The sequence below is a fragment of the Pigmentibacter ruber genome, from assembly GCF_009792895.1.
GTDB lineage: Bacteria > Bdellovibrionota_B > Oligoflexia > Silvanigrellales > Silvanigrellaceae > Silvanigrella > Silvanigrella rubra.
The window spans coordinates 439043-456831 of the sequence record NZ_WSSC01000004.1; the positions used below are offsets into that span (position 1 = coordinate 439043).

Below are 17789 nucleotides of genomic sequence, written 5' to 3' on the forward strand. Positions count from 1 at the left end.
CAAAAAAATAATATGTCAATTTGTTATAATTACAATATCTATATTTTATTTTATTGATTATAGCAATTTACATTTAATTAAGAATATTTTGGTATAGCTTAAAATTTCGTGAATTTGTCTAATGCTGATTGTGTTGTAGTACGTACATTTCTTCTCGTAATAGTTCCTTGTGAAACAAAATTTAATAGATACCATTTGCCACCAGCTTTGCCATTTGTACCGCTTGCACCATCACCACCAAACGGTTGCATGTTAACAATAGCGCCAGTTGTTTTTCTATTTACATAAAAATTACCAGCAAGTTGACTTAAAACTGGAATTGCTTTTTCTAAAAATGTTTCATCTAAACTAATTACACTGCCAGTTAATCGATAATTATGCTGTGAAATAATTGGTTCTACTTCAGAAAATTGTTTAAAAGTTTTAATTGCAATAACAGGTCCAAATATTTCTTCACTTAATAATTCATGTTTATCAACATATACTTCAATTATTGTTGGATCAATATAAAATCCTTTTTCTTTGTTATAATTACCACCAGCAATAATTTTGCAGTTTGAATCTTTTTTTGCACGATCAATAAATGCAGTAATTTTATCAAACTGTCTTTCGTTAATAACAGGTCCAACATCACAGGATCTTTCAATTGGATTACAAACTTTTAAAGCTTTAGTTTCAACCAACAACACATTTTTTAGTTCTGGCCAAATTTTTTCATCAATTAAAGCTACACTGTTTGCTGAACATTTTTGTCCTGTTCTTCCAAATGCACCTTGAATAATACACCGTGCTGTATCAACCACATCAATATTTTTATCTGCTACAAGAAAATCTTTTCCACCAGTTTCAGCAACAAATCTTGGAAAATTCATACGTGAATATTCAGTATTAAATAAATAATTTCCAAAAATTCTTGCCGTTGCAAAGCTACCTGTGAAATTTACAGCACTTAATTCTGGGTGAGTTAAAATGCTTGGCAAACATGGTTTTCCATCACCAGTGATCATGTTTATCACACCCGGAGGAAAACCAGCTTCATCTAAAGCAAGCATTAAAAGATATCCACTAAATACAGCATCATCGGAAGGTTTCCAAATAACAGTATTTCCAGTAAGAGCCATTACTAAAGGAAGATGATATCCTATTGCTTGTGGGAAATTAAAAGGAGTCACTGCGCAAGTAAATCCTTTTAAAGGTCGTAATTGAAGTTGGTTTGTTTCTCCCCAACCGTCACCTAATTCTTCAGCTAAAAGCTCTGAGTAAAAGTAATTATTAAAACGGACAAAATCCATTAATTCTGCCCATTCAACATATGTTTCATAACTATTGTAACCACATTCAACGGTGGATGTTGCGCAAAGTTCATATTTCCATTTTAACAAAACATTTTCGAGATCTCTAAATTTTTGAATTCTTGATGCTGGTGACAATTTCGCCCAGGCTTCTTTTGCATTTAATGCAGCTTCAATAGCTAATTTAGCATGTTGAGAATCTGCTTGTTGTAAGGTTCCAATTTGCTCTCCACTTGATGGATTGAAATTTTTTAATTTATTCTGTGCATAAACTTTTTTGCCATTAATAATCATTGGAACATCAAATTGTTTCGGTACTTTATTTAACGCAATTGAATATTTTTCCCATTCTGAATCAATTTCTCTTGGATTAATTATCATCTCATTATTGGGCATTTTTAAAGAAAGTTTATACATACATTTCTCCCTTGAAAATAAAACTCCTTGTATCGCTATCAAATGCTGTTCATAATACAGGATTCTATTTTCTACAAGATTGAAGAAATTTATAAAAGAAAATCAAAAACTTATTAAACTTTTTTTATGTAATTTAAATTCTTTGGGCGTGAGGAAAAGGTTTTTCTTCTAACCGAATTTGCGGAACATATTCTTCCAACGGACTTGGTTCAGCCCATGGCTCATTGTTTAACTGCTTTAATATTACATAATCACCATCGCGCGCAATGAGATGGTTTGGAGATAAAGGTATTTTTCCACTTGGAGTATCGAGCACATATTGAGGATTTGCAAAGCCAGTTGTACTTCCCCTTAATTGACGCATGATATCTAAACCTTTTTCAATAGGTATTCTTAAATGCTCTGTCCCACCAACTATTTGTGGATGATAAATATAGTAAGGCCGAACTCGCATATTGACCAAACCATTTACTAGCTCACGCATTTTTATGACATCATCATTAATATTTTTTAAAAAGACAGATTGATTTCCAACAGGGATACCATTTTTTAGCAAAGTATCTATTGCAGAGGCTGCTTCTGGAGTTAATTCTTGTGCACTATTAAAATGTGTATTTATCCAAATTGGATGATATTTTGCTAGCATCTCGGCAAACTCTTGAGTTATTCTATAAGGTAACGAAACTGGTGTTCTAGTACCAAACCGAATAATTTCAACATGAGGAATTTCTCTAAGCTTTTTTAATAAATTTTCTATGGTTCCATCATGTGCTATAAATGGATCTCCACCCGTAATTAACACATCACGAATATTCTTATTGCCAGAAATATAATCTAAACCTTTTTCAATTATTTTTGGATTAAAATGCAATCCTTCTTCGCCATCTCGACGTTTTCGAAAGCAGTAACGACAGTAAACGGGACAAAGCTGGGCAACACACCATGCTATTCTGTCCTTATAAACATGGACGACTTCTTTTACAGGAGAATTATTGACCTCTTTAAGAGGATCCAACACTCCATAATTATCTTTTAATTCTTCTAATTTGGGAACTAATTGCAATCGAACGGGATCATTTTGATTCACAAAATCAATCAACGATATTGAATAAGGGCTAATTCCAGCATGAAAAACATTTTTTAATTCCAAAAATGCTTTTTTTTCTTCAGAAGAAAAATGAATAATCCCAGGGAAATCTTCGCCAGATTGAATTTGATATTTCATTTGCCAACGCCAATTAGAGAACGTTTCTTCAGGTACACCAAATAATTTTGCACCCGATTGTGTTACTAATTTTTTATTAAATGCAGTTCTTATATGCAACTGATTTGGATAAACAAACGACATATTGATTCTTTCTTTATTTCTATTTACAATTACTTACAAATTTAATAATATCGTTAGGCAATAAACAGTAAATAAAATATTTTCTATTTTTATCCCCACCTTCTTGTACACAATTACTTATCCTTGTAAACAATTATTGTGACTTTTTTATTTAGTGAAACTCTCAGAGCCATGACTCAAGTTTTGAATTGGGACTCATAAATGCAAACAAAAGCTAAAGCAATTCGATTTCTTTTATATCGCTACCTTTTTTCTTCTTGGGCTAGCAGAACTAAGAAAAATGCTTCTTCGATAGGCGTATTATTACCTGTTACTGGTGTTGCAATTGGAGTTTTTGCTTTTACAGTAGTTTTAAGCGTGATGGGAGGATTTGTCAAAGATATTAAAAGCAATCTTTTCAATTTAAATGCACATATAGAAATTGTTTCAAAAAACAAAAATGATCTCATTCCAATAGATCCTCTGCTGCTTTCTAAGATAGAATCTTTTTCTACTGATATTCTTTCTACTGCGCCCTATCAAAGTGGTGATGTAATTATCCAGGCGGGCAATAAGGGACAAATGGCAAGATTAGAAGGAATATCCCCTGAAAAAGCACCTCTTACTCTTGGTATTGAAAAATACTTATCAAAAAATAGTAGTCTAGATATTCTTAACAAAAAGCTTAAAGCACAAAATATTTATAAATCTGCTGATTTTCCCACTGTCATTTTAAGCTATGATTTGATGAATCAATTAGGTCTTAATGTCGGTGATAGTTTAACACTTGTCTCAACTCAACCAGATGATGGCCCTGGAGGTCTTTCACCAGTACAATTCCCTGTTGTTGTAGGAGCAAATATAAATCTTAAGAATTTAGCTTTAAATCAGAAAATTATTTTTTCATCAATTGATGTTGCAAATATTTTTTTCCAGACTCCAAATACTTGGAAAGGGATTCAAATAAAAATAAAAAACCCATTAGATGCTGAAAAATTCGCCGTAAAATTAGATGAAAAATTAAATTCGTTAGGATTACATGCTATTCCTTGGACAGAATCAAATAGTGCTTTTTTAAAGGTTCTAACCTTAGAAAAATGGGGAATGAGCTTTGTAATGAGCATGATTATTTTAGTAGGGTGCTTCAGTATTTCCATTTCTTTATTGCTTTCAGTGCGAAGAAAATCAAGCGAATTTGCAATTCTTAGAAGTATGGGTTTTGAACAACTAGATCTTAGTAAACTACTTTTGTGGCAAGGATTTATTATTGGTCTTACTGGTGTTATAATAGGACTTATTTTCGGTGGAATATGTTTATATCTTATTCACAATTATCAAATTCCATTTATAACACATTCATATTCATCTAAACCTTTACCTATTCTAGTGAATTATTTTGATCTTATTTTTATCTCTCTAGGAAGTATTTTTTTAGCAATGTTAGCTGCAGTATGGCCAGCAATTGAGGTTAAAAATCTAGATATAATTGAAATATTATCAGTTAGAAATTAAATTGGAGAAAATGTGCTAGCAGTAGAAGTAAAACAATTAAAGAAAGTATATCAACTTGGTGAACAAGAAATTAATGCTTTAAACGGTGTTAATTTTACAATAAATAAAGGCGAAATTGTAGCTGTCACTGGGGAAAGTGGATCTGGTAAAAGCACACTCCTTCATATATTAGGAACCCTAGATTCTCCTTCCAGCGGTGAAATATTTGTTGATAACAAAAACCCTTTTAATAAGAATGATAAACTTGTTAGCTCATTTCGAAATTTACACATTGGATTTATATTTCAACATAACAATCTTCTACCTGAGTTTAATTCTTTAGAAAATGTTATGATGCCAGGACTTATTGCTGGATATAAAAATAAAATTGTAAAAGAGAAGGCTGAAAACTTATTAGAAACTGTAGGTTTAACAAAAAGAATAAAACATTATCCCAGTCAACTAAGTGGTGGAGAACAACAAAGAGTTGCTATAGCCAGAGCATTAATTAACGATCCCGTTCTTGTGTTAGCTGATGAACCCTCAGGAAATTTGGATTCTAAAAATGCCTATTTAATTCATGATTTATTCAAAGAAATCAACAAAAAATATCACTCTACAATTTTAGTGGTAACACATAATAACGAGTTCGCTGATTCTTTGCCAAGAAGAATCAGGCTTAGAGACGGTATCGTTCTTTCTGATGATAAAAGTCAATCTTAAAAGATATCTTAAATCATCTCATGGGAACAGATATTTGCCAAAATCCTTCAAATGGTGAATAGTGCAAATTTGTTGATAACTTTTTCAGCTATGCTTATGTGAGTAATTCCAAAATGCCAGGTTTTAAAATACACTTTTCAAAGAATAAAGCAGTTTACAGCTTATTTAGCATGGCTAGTCTTCTTGCCATGAATTCTCATGCTCAACCAGCGGCTCCCGTTTCAGCTCAATGGAGCCAAACGGTTACAAAAATAGTCATTAAAGGGAATAAGACAGTTACTAATGAAGCCATTTTAAATTTAATGGCAATAAAAGAGGGAACAAAATTATCACCTACTATTGTTGCTACAGATATAAAAAATATTTTTGGCAGCAGTTATTTTCAAGATGTAAAATTTGATAAGGGAACAAATAACGAATTAATTGTATCTGTAGTCGAAAAGCCAACTGTAAATGATATTATTTATGAAGGTTTTGATGTAGTTTCTGCATCATCTTTGAAAGAAAAAATTCTTACAAAAAAATATACTATAGTTGATGAAAAAAAATTATCACAAGACTTACGCACAATTGAACAAGCTTATACTGAAAAAGGCTACTATTTATCAAAACCTACATACAGCTTAGAACTTACAGAACAAGGTTCTGTCAATGTTGTGTTTCAGGTAAAAGAAAATAGACCAATTCAAGTTAGAAAAGTTGATATCCTAGGAAATGAATATTTTAATGATTCAGAGTTACAAGGATTTATGGCAACAAGACCATACTCTTGGTTATCAATTATTACAGGAGCTGGTCTTTATAAAGATGAATTTATTGCAGCTGATCAACAAAACTTAACATATTATTACAGAGACAACGGTTATGCTGAAGCAACAGTTGCTTCTCCTATTTCTAAATTAGACAGAAATAGAAAAGATATTGCAGTATCTTTTTTTATTGAAGAAGGTGAACGTTTTAACATTGGTAAAATAACAATTACTGGTGATTTAATTTTAACCGAAGAAGAAATAAAAGAACAATTATCTTTAAAAGAAGGTAAAATATACAGAATATCTAAATTTAATAATGACATGAAAAATCTAAAAGTAATTTATGGTGACAAAGGTTACGCTTTTGCCTATGTTTATCCTACTTTTAATATAGACCGTGTGAAAAGAATTTACGATATTACTTACAACATTACTAAAGGTGAAAAAGCCTATTTTAGAAAATTTAATGTTGAAGGAAATGTAAAAACAAGAGATAACGTCATCAGAAGAGCTTTAAAAGTAACTGAAGGCGAATTATTTGGTGCAACTAAATTAGAAAAAAGTAAACAAAATATTGAACGATTAGGATTTTTTGAGACTGTTCAAATAGTTCAAGAGCCTGATGAACAAAATCATGCTATGGACTTAAAAATTATAATCAAGGAAAAACCCACTGGAAAAATCTCAGCATCACTAGGTGCATCACCAGATATGTCGGGTTCAGGAATTTCTTTTTTTGGCCAGCTTCAATACCAAGAGCCCAACTTACTTGGAAAGGCTTATAATATAGGTGTTAATGGACAAATTAGCCCTAATCAACAAGATAGCAGTCAATTCAATTATGCTATAGGACTAAACTTTGGAAACCCAAGTATTTATGATAGTCCCTGGAGTTATAATATTGGTGGAAATTACTCCCACAATGTTTCTTCATTAACTTCCAGCTCAGCAATAAATAAAATCTATATAACACAAAATGTTATTTCAGGAACATTAACTGTTGGACGAGAAATAATTGAAAATCTTAGATTTAACCTAGGCTATTCTTTAGCCAATACTACAACAGACCCTACTTCCCCATTAACTGGGAAATTTAATGCTTCAGGATCAACTGAAAAAGTAATTCAAAATCTTACTTATGATGCAACAGATAACTATCTCAATCCAACTTCAGGAATCTTTTTGTCTGGTACGAATGCTATCGCATTTAAGGGCTACTTTGGTCAATATTCTTTTGGTACGAGTTCAGCTCTATTATCAGGATATATTCCTGTAAATTTCTCAGATAATTTCAGGACAAATTTTAGACTAGCTTTTCAACCGCGTTTTGTTTATCAAATTTATGAAGATGAACCAGTTCCATTATGGGAAAGATTAAAACTGGGTAACGCATATTATATGAAAGGCTATTCAAATGCTGGAGAAACCATATCTCCTACAGAATCAATAACACTCTCAAATTTAACAGGTCAAACTGTTAATTTAGATTCAGGTGGTAACAGAAGCTTCTACTCAACAGTCGAGTATTTTATTCCTGTTATTCCGCAAGCAGGGCTCAGGTTTGTGGCTTTTGCAGAAGCGGGAACTGTATTAGATGATTATGATAGTTTCTCGGCAGACAAAATAAAGTATGACGTAGGTTTCGGTTTCCGTTGGACTACACCTATTGCCCCATTTAGGTTTGAATGGGCTTTCCCAGTAGAACAAAATGGAAAATTAGGGCAAGCACACTTTATTTTCTCAATTGGGTCTGACAGCTTTAATAATATGTAATAATATGTTTCAAGAAAAAAATGGAGGATTTTAAAAATGGTTATAAAATTTAAAAATATATTAGTATTGGTAACAACGACTCTTTTAATGCAAAGTCTTTCTTCGCAAGCTTCTATGGCTAACGAATCCAAAGCAGCAGCTTCTTCAGCAGCTGGAAAGTTAAAAATTTGTGTCGTAAATGTACAAGCAGCTATTTTGAAAACCAATGAAGGTGAAGCTGCAAGACAAAAAATTCAAGTAGATATTGACAAAGATCGTGAGGCTTTGAGAGTAAAACAAAATGAATTAAAAGGTCTTGAAGAAAAATATAAAGCTCAAGAAGCTGTTCTTGGCGCAGAAGATAAAGATAAACTTCAAAAACAATTCCAAGGAAAACTTCAAGAATATCAAAAAGCACAAATGAATTTTGAACAAAATGCAAGACAAAAAGAAATAGCAGCAACTCAAGAAATCTATCAAAAATTAATAAATATTGTGAGAGATACAAGAAAAGCTGAAAACTGTACGCTTGCTTTTGATAGTGGAGCTGGTGTCCTTCTAGATGCTGATGAAGTAAAAGACATCACTCAAAAAACGATTGAAAAGTACAATGCTGTTCACAAAACTAAAGAGGCAAAAGACAAGAAAGAGGCTAAAAAATGAGTTTCCTCTCAATTGAAGAAATTATAGAAAAAACAAATTGCGAAATAAATCCCTTACATAAAGAGCAAAAGTTTATTGGAGTTGCTCCACTCAATTTGGCATCACCAGAACATATTTCTTTCTTAATCAATGAAAAATATTTTGATGAGGCTTTAACTACAAAAGCTGGAGCTATTATTTGTTCCAAAAAAGACGCTGAAAATTTATTAAATAAAACAAAAAGTGTTCTTATTGTTAGTAGCAATCCACATGCAACTCTTGCAAAAATTTCTCAACATTTTTTTAAACCTATCCATCCTTTTGCAGGAAAATCCAATCAAGCTTGTATTGATGAAACTGCTGAAATACATCCAACAGCAACTATTTTTCCTTTTGCATTTATCGGGCCTAATGCTCAAATTGGCGAAAACACCGTTATTTATTCTGGTTGTTTTGTAGGCGCTGCTAGCTCAATTGGAAAGGATTGTATCCTTTACCCAAATTCAGTTGTTAGAGAAGGTTGTCATTTGGGAGATAGATGTATTTTAAATCCAGGCTGCGTTATAGGTGGAGATGGTTTTGGTTTTGCCCCAACAGAAAAAGAAAATATAAAAATCCCACAAATTGGCGGGGTTCAAATTGCTGATGATGTTGAAATTGGAGCAAATGCCGCTATAGATAGAGGCGCTATGGCAGACACTAAAATAGGTCGCCAAACAAAAATTGATAATTTAGTCATGATTGCGCATAACGTAGTGGTAGGAGAGTTTTGTTTCATTGCAGCTCAAACTGGTATAGCAGGCTCAACTGAAGTTGGAAATAGAGTTGTCATGGCTGGACAAGTTGGAGTTGCTGGGCATTTAAAGATTGGTGACAAAGCAACCTTAACCGCTCAAGCAGGAGTTTCAAAAAATGTTCCTAGTGGAGAAATCTGGGGAGGATCACCTGCAAGAACTTACAAAGAACATGCAACAACCATAGCATTTGTGAATAGACTTGTTAAACAAGCAAGCAAAAAATAGACTGATTATAGGAGAAGTAAAAATAATGGATAATATATTTGATAAAATTGCTATGAGTATGGACGACATTAAAAAAGTAATTCCTCACAGAGATCCATTGCTTCTAATTGATTGTGTGCATGAAATAAATTTAGGTAAAAACATAATAACAAGTAAGATATTAACAAAAGATGAACCTGTATTTAGAGGACATTTTCCCGAGAATCCTATTTATCCTGGAGTTTATTATTTAGAGGCAATAGCTCAATCAGGAGCGGTTCTTGGACTTATCACTCGCAAAGAAATGGGCATTGTTGAAAGTAATATTGGATTTCTATCTTCCATAGATGATGTTAGATTCCGTAAACCAGGAACACCAGGTAATCGCGTAAAATATGAAGTCTTTGTAGACAAAATGCGCGGTTCGTTTTTATGGCTCAAAGGAAAAGCTTATATTAATGATGAAGTAGCTGCTGAATGCTCTTTATCAATGGCAATTTCTCCACATAAATAGGACTTATAAAAATGACAACTTCAGTACAAATTCATCCAACAGCAATTATTGAACAAGGTGCGGAAATTGATTCAGGTGTTACTATAGGTCCCTATGCTTTAATCGGTCCGCATGTAAAAATTGGTAGAAATTCAAAAATTCATGGACATGCTGTTGTTACAGGACACACATTTCTTGGTGAAGAAAATGAAGTCTTTAGTTTTGCTTCTGTAGGAAATCGCCCTCAAGATTTAAAATACAAGGGAGAACCAACAGAACTCATAGTTGGTAGTAGAAATATCATTCGTGAATGTGTTACTTTACAGCCAGGAACAGTTCAAGGTGGTGGAAAAACTACAATTGGTAGTCAAAACTTATTTATGGCTTATTCGCACGTCGCACATGACTGCATTATTGGTGACCTAAATGTAATTGCAAATGCAGTACAAATTGCTGGACACGTTACTATTGATAATATGGCAATCATTGGAGGACTGTGCGCAATTCACCAATTTGTTCATATTGGGGATATGGCAATGCTTGGCGGAGGTTCAGCTACAGTAAAAGATATTCCGCCTTATTGTGTATCTGAAGGCAATAGAGCTATTTTAAGAGGCTTAAATGTTGAAGGAATGAAAAGACGCAATATCTCACCCGAAGCTAGAACAGCTGTAAAAAATGCTTATAAAATAATGTTTTTGAAAGGTCACCCAACTCTTGAAGCTGCTTATATGGATATAGGTGATTTAATTAAATTCCCTGAAGTGGAAAAATTTATTACCTTTATTAAAAATGCAAAAAGAGGAATCTCCCATCCAAGTCAAAATGCAAATGAACTAAATAACGAAGAGTAAAAAATGAGTTATATCCAAAAAGGTGGAATTTGTGTCGTTGCTGGTGAAGCAAGCGGTGACATTCAAGCTTCACTTTTAATTGAAGCTCTAAATGCAGAATCTGCAAAAAAAAATTTAACCCGTTTTCACTTCTGGGGATCCGCTGGACCACATATGCGCAACCTTGGCGTTGAAGATATCGTTAAGGTTGAAGATTTAGCTGTATTTGGTCTAACAGAAATCATTTCACATTATTCTCTAATTTCGAATGCATATAAAAAAATACTAAAAGAAATTATTGTCAGAAAACCTATTGCTGTAATTTTAATTGATTATCCTGGATTTAATTTAAAACTTCTCCAAGATATTTATGCATTAGGTATAACTGTTATTTATCATATTCCACCTAAAGCATGGTCGCATGGAAAAAAGCGAACTGAAATACTCAGAGAATATACACATTTAGTAACAAGTATATTACCTTTTGAAACAAACTTTTTTAATGACAATAAAGTAAATACCGTTTTTGTTGGCAATCCATTAAAGGATAATGTTGATCATTATTTAAAGGAACATCAGGTTAAAAAAATACCCTTTCGGATAGGAATATTGCCTGGTAGTAGAAAAAGTGAAATTAAAACTTTATTGCCATTGCTAGTAGAATCATTTATTGAACTCAAAAAAATCGAACCTAAAGTAACTGGAGATCTTCCAATTGCTCCGACCCTAAATCCTAATTTTGTAAAAAGTATTGTTTATAATACTGCACAAAAATTTGGTTTTAATCAACAATGGATTAATGATAATATTACATTTGGTGTAGGCAATGCTTATGATGTCATGGCTAGATCAAGTTATGCATGGGTTTGTTCTGGGACTGCTACCTTAGAAACTGCTTTTTTTAACACACCTATGAGCGTTTTTTATAAGCTTGCACCTTTAACAGCTTATGTTGCTAAAAAAGTAATAAAGGTTAAATATGTTTCTCTTGTTAACTTATCAGAAAATAAAGAAATTATTCCTGAATACCTGCAAGAGAACGCAACAACAGAAAACTTAGTAAGTCATGCTTTAAAAGTTTTTAATGATGAGCAATATGCTAAAAATATTTTACAAGGACTGGAAAAAGTGCGAAAAACTTTTCCACCAAATGCTGCACAAAACGCCGCCATTGCAATACTTGATTGCATAGAAAAATATAATGTTAACAGTGAACTCAAATTTAAGTTGCATCATGAACATCGGATAAGATAATGAAAAAAGATCATCAAGGTTCATTTGTAAAAATTGTTTGGAACTCCGGTAAAAAAGATATCTTATTGGGATCTCCTTGGTTGCCAATTTATTCTTTATCTGAAGTAACACTAGCTCTTTCTGTAGCAATTCTTTTGCAACTTGTTTTTTATACAACTCCAAGAATTCCCGTTATAAATTTAATACCGGGACAACTTAAAAACTACTTCCAATTTAGTCAGACTCTAGATAAAAAAGATTTAATTTTTATCATTCCTATTCTTATTGTTTTTTTATCATTAATTAAATTAATTAGTGGTTTTATGAGTAATTATTTGACTGAAAGGGCAGGACATAAAGTAGCACATTCTTTACGTGAAGAAATGTTAAAAGGTTTTTTATCATCACCTGGAAATAAGTTAGATCAAAAAGATCCCGATTTTATTGCTAATCAACTTATGCAAGATACAACTTTACTTCAGGCTGCAATTAGTAAAGGTACAATTAGTTCATTTCGTGATTGTTTTGTACTTTTAGGAATCATAGTAACAATGCTTATGATTTCATGGCAAACGTTTATTATTGGCTGCTGCATTTTTATTCCCCTAGGACTTCTTCTTAAAAGTGTCGCTAAAAAAATAAATTTTTACACACGTGAAAGCCAAAAACATCAAATTGCCATTTCAACCAGAATTCTTTCTAGTCAAAATGGTTTGCTAACTATAAATGCTTTAAGAAGCCATAAAAGAGAAAAAGAAGATTTTGAAGTAACAAATCTAAAAAATTATCTCATAATGAAAAAAAGTTTATTTGTAAGAACATTTTTTACTCCCGCTATGGAGTTTTTTGCTACATTTTTACTTGGTATTATTTTTGCCTGGAGAGTAAATTACACAGGTGATTTTCAAGCAAGTACTTACTCATCTATGCTAATTCTTTTAGCATTTTCGTTTAAATATATTAAAAATATAACTGCATCTATCACTTTTTTCAGTGAAATAAGGGTAGTTTTACAAAGAGTGAAATCATTTTTAGGTAATTTTTCTAATTCTAAATTAACAAAACCTTTACCTCTTCCAACTTCTTCAACTGATGCAATAATTGCAAGTAATATTTCTTATACAACGGAATCAGGCAAAGTAATTTTAAAAAATTGCTCTTTAACTATTCCAAAAGGAAAAAAAGTAGCATTTATTGGTGAAAGTGGGGCTGGAAAGACAACATTCTTAAGAACGCTAGCAGGTCTAATAGTACCAACTAGTGGTGATATTAAAATTACTCCAGATTTTCTTCTGACTTCACAATCACCATATATTTTTCGTGGGACAATTAAAGAAAATATTATTTATGCTGAAACCTCTTTTCCTGAGCATATAGCTGATGAAAAAGCAAAAGATTTAATCATAGCTCTTATGCTTTCTTATTCTGATTCAGGAGCAAAATTATTTTTAGATAAAAACTTAGGTTACCTTGGTGATGGCCTATCAGGAGGTGAAAAAGCAAGAGTCGCTTTAGCTAGAACCCTTTTTCCTAATCCCAAACTCGTTCTACTTGATGAGCCAACTGCTAATCTAGATGCAAAATCAGCTGAATTATTTTGGAAAGCAATTCAAAACTGGAAAAAGAAGGATTCTGAAAACACAGTTGTTGCTGTTTCCCATGCTGTACATGAAGTTAAAGATTTTGATTACTGTTATATATTTGAAAACGGTAGTATTGCTCGACATGGACATCCAATGGAGATTCTCACCAATGTTTAATGACTCCTTTACTCAAAAATTAAGGAGACAATTAAATCAACCTCTAAATCAAAAAAATATTATTGTTAAGTTGTTTTTGCCAATACTATTTTTCATTTCTTTTATAATTTATTTAGAAGCTAAAAGACGAAGAAGAAATGGATATCTTAAAATAAATGATATTGATATACATTCAAAAAAAAATGATATTCAAATCATTTGTATTGGAAATATCTTACTTGGAGGAACTGGAAAATCTCCTATAGTGCAAAAAATAGCCGAATTATTTATGAATAGAAATTATGTAGTGGCAATTGCTTCAAGAGGTATTGGAGATAATATCAAAACTGTTTACGTTGATAATAAACAACACCTTAATAAAAATTATCTTTCTGATGAGAATAGAGAGCATTTTGAAAAGTTACTTTTACATTGTAAAAGTAACCAAAAATTTTATATCTTACAAAATCCTAATCGCCTCGAATCTTTAAAATATTTTTGCCAACAAAAACATAATTTGGATGATAAAACTACAAATTATGTTTTACTTCTTGATGATGGTCTTCAACACTTTAAATGTCCAAGAGATATTAATATTTGCGCATGGGATCCAAATCTCTTATTACAAAGTCCTCTTTTTACAATTCCTATTGGTCCTTATAGGGAAGGTTTTGGAAAAAGAAATTTTGAAAATTTACTAGCAAGTTTTGATTTTAGATTGTGGTCACGAACTTCTTTTGGTAATTTAAATGAATATACTAGAATAGTAAAAAATTGTATTCATACTTTTAATTTAAATAATAATAGATCAGATATTATTACTTGTTCTGAAACTATTTTTTATGAAATTATTGGAAATAATTCATTGAATCAAATTGATTTAAAAAATATAAATAGTTCTTCTAATAATATCTCAATTGTCACTGGTATTGCTAATCCAGAACGCTTTGTTCAAGAAATAAAGCAATTTTTTCCTCATAAAAATTTTCACCATTATTCATTAGGGGATCATGGAAGTTTGTCAAAAAAGGCTATTGATTTTATTAATAACTCAGAAGTTCTAGTTTTAACTTTGAAAGATTATTTTCGCTGGTGTCAACATCTTGATTTTGTCTTTGCAATTAAAAATAAAATGACGATATTATGTTCGATTGATGTTTCTTTTTATAATCTTAATTTTGAAAAAGAAGACATATTAACTAAACTAATTAAATTTAAAAGGTAACATGATGTTCAGAAAAAATGTAGCCGCTCTAATTAAATGCCATGATAAATATTTAGCTTGTTTTCGTTCAGATCATAATAAATGGCAAAATGTTCAAGGTGGTATTGAAAATTCTGACCATTCCCCAATTGCAGCAATAATTCGGGAAACTAAAGAAGAATTAGGCATAGAAGAAAAAGATTTTAAAATTATTTACAGGTCAAAATTTTGGAGAAGATATTTTTTTCCAAAACATATCTTAAAAAAAGCACGTTTTGAAGGCAATATTGGTCAAGAACAGCTTTGGTTTTTAATAGAAATTAAAGATGTAAAATGTATACATTTAGAAAAATCAGTTGGTGAATTTCAAAAAGTTGATTTATTCACAATTGAACAATTTTTAAGTAATTACTCAGAATGGAAAAAACCAAGTTTCTATGACTTTTGTCGTGAAATCGGTATAGTGAGTTAATTTATTTTAGTTTGTCTGAATTCCTTTAAAATGATGAAAATTTAGTTAAAATATCCTGTATTAAAATTCAATCAAAGATTAATCACTTTTTCTAAAAGTAAAATAAATCTTACAATGATAAATTAGAAAAACCGCAATTTATCATTGTAAAATAAATAATTTTATAGTTTAATATTTAAAATTATAAGAAAAGGTGAGCTTATGAAAGTTAAAATAATTTTTCTAAATTTTCAGCGCATTTTTATAATTAATTTAATTGTTATTTCTTGTAGCTTAAAATCAAGTGATGAGCAAAGCAATGATATCATTTTACCTATAAGCATAAATAATCAAAAACCTGTAAATCGAGATATACATAATATTATAAGTAAATTTCAAGAGAGCTGCAAATCAGATGGCGAATATTGTAAACAAAAGGTGATAATTTCTGCTGGAAAAGCAAAAGAAAATGCTAGTAGTGAAGGGTATCGAGTTTTAATTATCGATGATAGTGCCATGGCTTTAGCTGCTTACACTAGATACCGTAGTAGAGTTTTAGCCAATTATATAGAAGATTTTAGAGGGAAAATAATTGAAGACAATAGGAAAATTGAAATTCCCTTAGCTGCTAATCAAATTCTTACAGATATTCTCAACAATGAAAAATATGGGTTCATACCTGCAGAAAAGTTAAATACTAATCAAGATGAATTTAATAATAGTTTTGCTAGTGAACTTTCTCAAAAACAATTTATTGATGAGTCTTCGGGTCATTCAACAAGCATTTTTAACTTCATAGCCAATAATTCACCCCAAGCACAATTTGTTTTGATTCATAAAAAACCAAGCAATTTTGAAAAAATAGTTTGTGATAATAAAGCGAGTGATGAAGAAAAAAAATCAAATCTAAATAATTACTTTATAAAAAAAAGTGGTAAAATAATAGAAATAGCCAAAGACTTTCATATAAATTTTATTTCTTTATCTGAAGGAATATCTCATGATTCTTTAAGTAAATTAAATTGCAATTTATCTGATGATTTTATGAAAGAAATTAATAAAATCTATTATGAAGATTTTCTGGTAAACATTGTTCATAGTAATGATGTAATTCTTTTCCAAGCAAATGTTAATGCTAATGAATATATTAATCGGATTGATGAAAGATATTATTCTGATTGCAAACTATTACAAAACAGAATTCGTGTTGGTGTAGTGAATTCATTGAATGCCAGCATACCAGATTATGGACTTAATGAAAGAAATAGTAATATTGTCTCAGGCAAAAATAAAAATTCGGAACAATGTACAGACGTTTATATTAACATTGCTGTTGAAACAATAAGACCCTTTCTATATGCTCCTGGTGTAGTCGAATTTTCAACATTTAATGTAGGCACATCAAAACCAGTTGGAGCCGATGTCGCAAGTTCATTTTCCACACCAATTGCAGTATCTTTCTTTTTAAATGAAAAGCTAAAAAATTTAAATATAAAAACAGCTGATGATATGTTTGAACATTTCAAAAAGCTTAGAGGAGAAAAAATTCCATCTGATATCAAAAATTACTTGGTTTTAGACCCAGCTCTCCATAAACAATTTTCTATTTATAAATTAGGATTTTTAAATTAAAATATTATAAAAAAAACAGAAATTTTAATTTATATTTTTTTAAAATTAAGCATAATTAATACCTAAATTTATAAAGAATAAAGTCAAATTAATGACTATTTATCATTCAATAATTCTTTAGTAAGTTCAATTTTCAATCAGAATACTTAATTTTTAATAAATTAATTTAAACAAAAGTTAGGAGGAAAATAATTTATTATTAATAAAAATTAACTTGGAGAAATTATGAAAAAAATTATTATTATATTTTTTGCTGGATTTTTACTTCTCTCTAAATCAAATGCAATAACAATTAATACATTTGATAACTTTACAAGGTTTATTTTTGATAAATCAGATTTTAATTATACTACAGGATCAATTCAAGGCGACTATTGGTATTATCCAAGTGGAGCAGGCTCAAACAATTGCATCTTGAGTACTTTACCGATATTTATCCCTACTAACGCACAATTAACAGGACAAATTGAATTTAAAGCAAAAGCTTTAATATGGATTGAAAAACTGAGTGATTACTACAATACAAATATTTTTACGTTAAAAAACATTTCCTCAAACAATAATATTATTCTCCAAGAAAGCAACATATTTCTTTCAGCACTTAGTGATATGCGAGTTCTTTATTATAGAGACATGAACTCATATATTGAAGCAAAAACAGTTGCAAATGATTTCATTCAATTTCCTTTCATTTTTAATTCAAGAGACACTGTTTCTGGAAAAATGAAATTCTGTATTTCAAGTGTTATTCCAAAATTAGAATTAGGAATTAGAACGATAACAATTGAAGCAAGGATGTAAATTTTT

15 protein-coding genes are annotated in these 17789 nt (G+C 30.8%); 13 read left to right on the top strand and 2 right to left on the bottom strand.

The window, feature by feature from the left end; genetic code table 11:
• Positions 1-98: 98 nt before the first annotated feature.
• On the bottom strand, positions 99-1709 hold the full coding sequence (locus GOY08_RS13480) for an aldehyde dehydrogenase family protein (protein ID WP_158999439.1): 1611 nt from the start codon (positions 1707-1709) through the stop codon (positions 99-101).
• 133 nt (positions 1710-1842) lie between these two features.
• Positions 1843-3057, bottom strand: a complete 1215-nt coding sequence (locus GOY08_RS13485; RefSeq protein ID WP_158999440.1) for a KamA family radical SAM protein — start codon at positions 3055-3057, stop codon at positions 1843-1845.
• 201 nt (positions 3058-3258) lie between these two features.
• On the opposite strand from GOY08_RS13485, the gene GOY08_RS13490 reads away from it, so the two are divergent.
• The 13 genes from GOY08_RS13490 to GOY08_RS13550 all read left to right on the top strand — a co-directional run bounded on the left by GOY08_RS13490 (position 3259) and on the right by GOY08_RS13550 (position 17783).
• Positions 3259-4548: an ABC transporter permease gene (locus GOY08_RS13490; protein ID WP_158999441.1), complete on the top strand. Its 1290-nt coding sequence runs from the start codon at positions 3259-3261 to the stop codon at positions 4546-4548.
• A gap of 12 nt (positions 4549-4560) precedes the next feature.
• On the top strand, positions 4561-5250 hold the full coding sequence (locus tag GOY08_RS13495; protein WP_158999442.1) for an ABC transporter ATP-binding protein: 690 nt from the start codon (positions 4561-4563) through the stop codon (positions 5248-5250).
• Between the two features lie 113 nt (positions 5251-5363).
• Positions 5364-7775 (top strand): outer membrane protein assembly factor BamA, encoded by a 2412-nt coding sequence (gene bamA, locus GOY08_RS13500; protein ID WP_158999443.1) that lies wholly within the window; start codon positions 5364-5366, stop codon positions 7773-7775.
• A 36-nt stretch (positions 7776-7811) separates the two neighbouring features.
• Positions 7812-8417: an OmpH family outer membrane protein gene (locus tag GOY08_RS13505; RefSeq protein ID WP_158999444.1), complete on the top strand. Its 606-nt coding sequence runs from the start codon at positions 7812-7814 to the stop codon at positions 8415-8417.
• Positions 8414-9418 (top strand): UDP-3-O-(3-hydroxymyristoyl)glucosamine N-acyltransferase, encoded by a 1005-nt coding sequence (gene lpxD / locus GOY08_RS13510; protein ID WP_158999445.1) that lies wholly within the window; start codon positions 8414-8416, stop codon positions 9416-9418. The genes GOY08_RS13505 and lpxD overlap by 4 nt, the downstream gene beginning before the upstream one ends.
• Before the next feature lie 25 nt (positions 9419-9443).
• Positions 9444-9911: a 3-hydroxyacyl-ACP dehydratase FabZ gene (gene fabZ / locus GOY08_RS13515; protein WP_158999446.1), complete on the top strand. Its 468-nt coding sequence runs from the start codon at positions 9444-9446 to the stop codon at positions 9909-9911.
• A gap of 11 nt (positions 9912-9922) precedes the next feature.
• Complete coding sequence (gene lpxA / locus GOY08_RS13520) at positions 9923-10744, top strand: acyl-ACP--UDP-N-acetylglucosamine O-acyltransferase (protein ID WP_158999447.1); 822 nt, start codon at positions 9923-9925, stop codon at positions 10742-10744.
• A 3-nt stretch (positions 10745-10747) separates the two neighbouring features.
• Positions 10748-11977 (top strand): lipid-A-disaccharide synthase, encoded by a 1230-nt coding sequence (gene lpxB / locus GOY08_RS13525; protein WP_158999448.1) that lies wholly within the window; start codon positions 10748-10750, stop codon positions 11975-11977.
• Positions 11977-13716 (top strand): ATP-binding cassette domain-containing protein, encoded by a 1740-nt coding sequence (locus GOY08_RS13530; protein ID WP_158999449.1) that lies wholly within the window; start codon positions 11977-11979, stop codon positions 13714-13716. The genes lpxB and GOY08_RS13530 overlap by 1 nt, the downstream gene beginning before the upstream one ends.
• Positions 13709-14920, top strand: a complete 1212-nt coding sequence (locus GOY08_RS13535; RefSeq protein WP_158999450.1) for a tetraacyldisaccharide 4'-kinase — start codon at positions 13709-13711, stop codon at positions 14918-14920. The genes GOY08_RS13530 and GOY08_RS13535 overlap by 8 nt, the downstream gene beginning before the upstream one ends.
• Position 14921: 1 nt before the next feature.
• Positions 14922-15371 (top strand): NUDIX domain-containing protein, encoded by a 450-nt coding sequence (locus GOY08_RS13540; RefSeq protein WP_158999451.1) that lies wholly within the window; start codon positions 14922-14924, stop codon positions 15369-15371.
• A gap of 201 nt (positions 15372-15572) precedes the next feature.
• On the top strand, positions 15573-16982 hold the full coding sequence (locus GOY08_RS13545; protein ID WP_158999452.1) for a hypothetical protein: 1410 nt from the start codon (positions 15573-15575) through the stop codon (positions 16980-16982).
• Between the two features lie 225 nt (positions 16983-17207).
• Positions 17208-17783: a hypothetical protein gene (locus GOY08_RS13550; RefSeq protein WP_158999453.1), complete on the top strand. Its 576-nt coding sequence runs from the start codon at positions 17208-17210 to the stop codon at positions 17781-17783.
• Positions 17784-17789: the final 6 nt, after the last annotated feature.

Coding starts and splice junctions, on each gene's coding strand:
- GOY08_RS13550 (WP_158999453.1), top strand. CDS start 17,208: ATGAAAAAAATTATTATTATATTTTTTGCTGGATTTTTACTTCTCTCT.
- GOY08_RS13540 (WP_158999451.1), top strand. CDS start 14,922: ATGATGTTCAGAAAAAATGTAGCCGCTCTAATTAAATGCCATGATAAA.
- GOY08_RS13505 (WP_158999444.1), top strand. CDS start 7,812: ATGGTTATAAAATTTAAAAATATATTAGTATTGGTAACAACGACTCTT.
- fabZ (WP_158999446.1), top strand. CDS start 9,444: ATGGATAATATATTTGATAAAATTGCTATGAGTATGGACGACATTAAA.
- GOY08_RS13545 (WP_158999452.1), top strand. CDS start 15,573: ATGAAAGTTAAAATAATTTTTCTAAATTTTCAGCGCATTTTTATAATT.
- GOY08_RS13530 (WP_158999449.1), top strand. CDS start 11,977: ATGAAAAAAGATCATCAAGGTTCATTTGTAAAAATTGTTTGGAACTCC.
- GOY08_RS13535 (WP_158999450.1), top strand. CDS start 13,709: ATGTTTAATGACTCCTTTACTCAAAAATTAAGGAGACAATTAAATCAA.
- GOY08_RS13490 (WP_158999441.1), top strand. CDS start 3,259: ATGCAAACAAAAGCTAAAGCAATTCGATTTCTTTTATATCGCTACCTT.
- lpxD (WP_158999445.1), top strand. CDS start 8,414: ATGAGTTTCCTCTCAATTGAAGAAATTATAGAAAAAACAAATTGCGAA.
- GOY08_RS13480 (WP_158999439.1), bottom strand. CDS start 1,709: ATGTATAAACTTTCTTTAAAAATGCCCAATAATGAGATGATAATTAAT.
- lpxB (WP_158999448.1), top strand. CDS start 10,748: ATGAGTTATATCCAAAAAGGTGGAATTTGTGTCGTTGCTGGTGAAGCA.
- lpxA (WP_158999447.1), top strand. CDS start 9,923: ATGACAACTTCAGTACAAATTCATCCAACAGCAATTATTGAACAAGGT.
- bamA (WP_158999443.1), top strand. CDS start 5,364: ATGCCAGGTTTTAAAATACACTTTTCAAAGAATAAAGCAGTTTACAGC.
- GOY08_RS13485 (WP_158999440.1), bottom strand. CDS start 3,057: ATGTCGTTTGTTTATCCAAATCAGTTGCATATAAGAACTGCATTTAAT.